Origin of the sequence: Micromonospora sp. NPDC005252, from assembly GCF_042872475.1 — a bacterium.
Taxonomy (GTDB): Bacteria; Actinomycetota; Actinomycetes; order Mycobacteriales; family Micromonosporaceae; genus Micromonospora.
In genome coordinates this window covers 1-3,274 of sequence record NZ_JBIAKN010000033.1, presented here as the reverse complement: position 1 = coordinate 3,274, position 3,274 = coordinate 1, and the positions used below count along the sequence as shown (strand labels likewise).

Here is a 3,274-nt window from a genome sequence, read left to right as displayed (position 1 = left end):
CGGTACTCGGGCTTCGACCTACAGAACCGCATCAGCATGAGTCCACAGCGCAACTCGAACCGGCAGCGAAGTTCGCGCCGACACCCTCATCGGCAGTTCCGGACGTCGACCGGCACGGGAGGCTGGCCACGGAGCGTGACGGCGCCGGCTGAGGGTAGCGCGCACGGACGGCGGCTGATCCGGATGCCAGGTCGCGGGCTTCAGACGGAAGCGCTCGTTCCCGGGCTTCGCCGTAGAGACACCGCTGCGATACAGGATGATGCCCTGCGTGCCCATCATCGATCTGCTACGAGCCGGAGTGACCACGCCGCGCCCTGACTCGGCGGCGTGTGCCACATGGCTGGCCTCGGTGTACGAGAGCATTAGAGGAGCCGGTGGTGCGGTCACCACCTCGGTCGAGGAACCAGCAGTCGGCCGAAACTACAACCGAATCGGTGTGCGACTCAGTGACGGCAAGCCGTTGTACGTCCTTCTCAACTCCGCGGCCGCCTTGGTCGCCGCAGCTCAACCGCGAGATCCTCATCTGATCACCCTGTTGTTCGCTGACGTCCCAGGCCGGGAGATCTATCGCCGAGCGGGGTTGCGGGTCGCCGCTGCGGCGGAGCTGGAGCAACCGATCGAGGATCGGTACCTCCGGCTGCTAACCGACGAAGAACGCCGGGATGTCACCTACCACCGTCCGGGCCGGCTTGGTGACCTGCTGTTCAACTGGTTCGACTGACCTGCCCGTGAACACCTCGCAGCAGACCCGGATACCCCGTCGAGGATTGTCCGGATCAGGACTACCTTGCCTCGATGACGTTCAACTTCGGTATCCCCGGCTACCAGCCAAACTGGTGCAACGGAGTCGCTGACGTCGCCAGTCGTCACGCTCAGCGACTGCGGGGCCTTGTGGGCCGCAGGTTGACGTCTACCTGGGTGGTCTGGGAGGACGACGACGATTCGTGGTTCGCCGACTGCCCGGTGGTGCTCGACTTCGAAGAGGAGCGCCTGGAGATCAACCATCAAAAGTTCGACGACCTGTCGATCACCTGGTGCACGATCGACGTGACCCGGGCACCGATGTGGCCGACCTCGGATGGCTTCCGCCTACGGTGGTGCGACGATGCTCCCGCGCCGTTGGCTGCTCGGCGCGGGCAACCCCTTGAGGCGGTGGAGCTCCTGGAGTACGCCGGGGGCGACCTGGCGGACGGCACCGTGGCGCTGGGCCTGCGATTCGCCGACGGCTGGCTGACGATCTACAACGCACTGGACGAAAATGGGATCGAGGTCGGCGAGCCCTTCCCGCAGTACCGCCGACACCGGTTGAGATGAGCCGCAATCCTCCGAACTCGACCAGGCAAGGTGGTCAGCGACAGATCCGCGCACCCGGCCTTGGCCAACCGGTGCCGCGAGACGTGTGATTAGGGTCTGCGTATGGGGGATGACATCGTTCTGCGGCTCGACCGCGCAACCGCCGAAGGTCTGTACGTCACGCTGTACGAAGCCGGAGAGCACATCGCGGCCGGCGCAGCCATCACTCCGCCCACCGCGGAAGAGGTCAAGCGCCTGGGCACTCTTCTACGGGACCTGGGTCACGCCCTTGGCCGTCGTTGCTCCCCGTACTGCGACCACCTCTAGTTATGGGTCGCGCGTGATCAGCGGCAGAAGCGTGCAGGACCTCTGCCGGCTCACCGGCACTCGAGGCAGGGAGCTACTGGATGATCGACAAGAGAGTCGTCGGGCGGTCGCGTACGTGGTGGAATTCCGTATGCGGATGAGCGAGGTGCTGACGGAGCTCGTCAGCCGGGACGCGCGCGGCGAGGAAATTATCACGGGAACAGAGGACATCGAACGATGGACGGCGTGGACCCGGCTCGACTACGACGCCTTCCTAGATGGTCTGGCCATGGAACTGGCCACCCGCTATGACCAGGGCCGATTGCCGTTTGGGACGTGCGACGAGATTGTCAACTGGTTTCATGCTCACCACACGGCCACCTTCGACACAGCGCTACCCGAGGTGTTTCTTGACGTGTTCGAGGCGTTCGACGAAGGCGAGTATTACCACGGCGGCGATGCTTCGAAGGATCCGGAGAAGGCCTACACCCGCCCGATGATCAAAGAAGTACTGGCACGTGGCGATACACGAAAGTTCAGCTCAGCACCGAACAGTGACACCTCCTATGCCGCACCGGATCATCGCGCATGATCTCCTACCCGCTCATCGACATGAGCGGACGCTGCCCTACCGCCTCCGAGGGACAACCCCGACGGCTTCGGGCACGCCGAAGAGGTCCGCAGCCTGAAGGGCCTGCTTAGGACGTTGCCCGTGGGATCGGTGTCTCGAATGACGAAACAGCGGCGCACTCCAGCAAGCTCACCCGCAACGCTCCACATCGATCTGCAGCACGCCTTTAGACGTGGCCTTAGGCGAACCGGGACGTCGGCCGGCGCCAGCCATCCCGGGAGCAGCAACGCCTGACCACTTCGACCTCTACTGGAAGGTCACGCCGCACCGCTCGACCTCATCACTACAGGTCAAAGCCCTCGTCTCCGTCCGGCGTCGATGAGCACTTCGGGCGCGGAGACCACTTCGCCAACCTGCACCCCAGCCTGCTCCCAGTTGCAAGGTCGGGCAACCGTCGGCTCCTTACCGCCTTGACCTGCACACACTCCCCTACCAGGCGACATAGAGCGTTGTCGAATGCATCACAGAACTGCGGAGCACTCCGCGGGAACCAGGACGCCACACCGACTCTGACCTGCGGCAACGTGGGGCCGCAGGCAGGGGTGGGTGCAGTTGAGGGCAGTTCGACGCCGTTGGACGCAGTTCGAGGCTGTTCACGGCGCTTCGCTGCTCCCAACCTGCTCCCCGCACCGGATCATCGACCGCCGACCGATGGTAAGCAGCCTGCCCTGTGCCTTGGCTGGCACCAGCGCTGGCTCCCTCAGCCGCATTGATAGGGGGCACGTTCACGATCGCCACGCATTACCAGCGGCAAATCCGGATGTCGGATCCTGACGGTGCCAGGCATCATCATCGCGTGGATGCCCTCCGAGTGATCGTCCTGGTCGATGACCTCCGTTCGTTCGTGGATGGCCGTAGTGCCGAGGTGGCCCGTACCAGTGCCGCCGGAGTTGACCTCCTCGAGCGGTACCGGGGCCAGCGTCTGGACGAGCTGTGGCTGGACCACGACCTAGGCCGTGTTTCGTAGGGCCTCGATATTGGGCGTGGCGGTGGTCGCTAATTGAAGAGGTCTCCGGTAGTTGGTTCAGCGACCAAGCTAGAACT

4 protein-coding genes and 1 pseudogene are annotated in these 3,274 nt (G+C 64.2%); all 5 read left to right on the top strand.

Features of this window, described 5'->3' with window-relative positions:
* Positions 1–268: 268 nt before the first annotated feature.
* Positions 269–721, top strand: a complete 453-nt coding sequence (locus ACFYPH_RS31140; protein ID WP_387186678.1) for a hypothetical protein — start codon at positions 269–271, stop codon at positions 719–721.
* A 74-nt stretch (positions 722–795) separates the two neighbouring features.
* Positions 796–1,314 carry a hypothetical protein gene (locus ACFYPH_RS31135; protein ID WP_355140066.1) on the top strand — a complete coding sequence of 173 codons (519 nt, stop codon included), beginning with the start codon at positions 796–798 and terminating at the stop codon, positions 1,312–1,314.
* A gap of 102 nt (positions 1,315–1,416) precedes the next feature.
* Positions 1,417–1,620 (top strand): hypothetical protein, encoded by a 204-nt coding sequence (locus tag ACFYPH_RS31130; RefSeq protein WP_355140068.1) that lies wholly within the window; start codon positions 1,417–1,419, stop codon positions 1,618–1,620.
* Between the two features lie 136 nt (positions 1,621–1,756).
* Complete coding sequence (locus tag ACFYPH_RS31125; RefSeq protein WP_387186675.1) at positions 1,757–2,191, top strand: hypothetical protein; 435 nt, start codon at positions 1,757–1,759, stop codon at positions 2,189–2,191.
* Positions 2,192–2,990: 799 nt separating this feature from the next.
* Positions 2,991–3,185 (top strand): annotated as a pseudogene (locus ACFYPH_RS31120) (cyclic-phosphate processing receiver domain-containing protein); the annotation flags it as partial.
* Positions 3,186–3,274 lie beyond the last annotated feature (89 nt).

What these genes read in the sequence shown, in the direction of transcription:
- ACFYPH_RS31125 (WP_387186675.1), top strand. Translation starts at nt 1,757, where the DNA reads ATGAGCGAGGTGCTGACGGAGCTCGTCAGCCGGGACGCGCGCGGCGAG.
- ACFYPH_RS31135 (WP_355140066.1), top strand. Translation starts at nt 796, where the DNA reads ATGACGTTCAACTTCGGTATCCCCGGCTACCAGCCAAACTGGTGCAAC.
- ACFYPH_RS31130 (WP_355140068.1), top strand. Translation starts at nt 1,417, where the DNA reads ATGGGGGATGACATCGTTCTGCGGCTCGACCGCGCAACCGCCGAAGGT.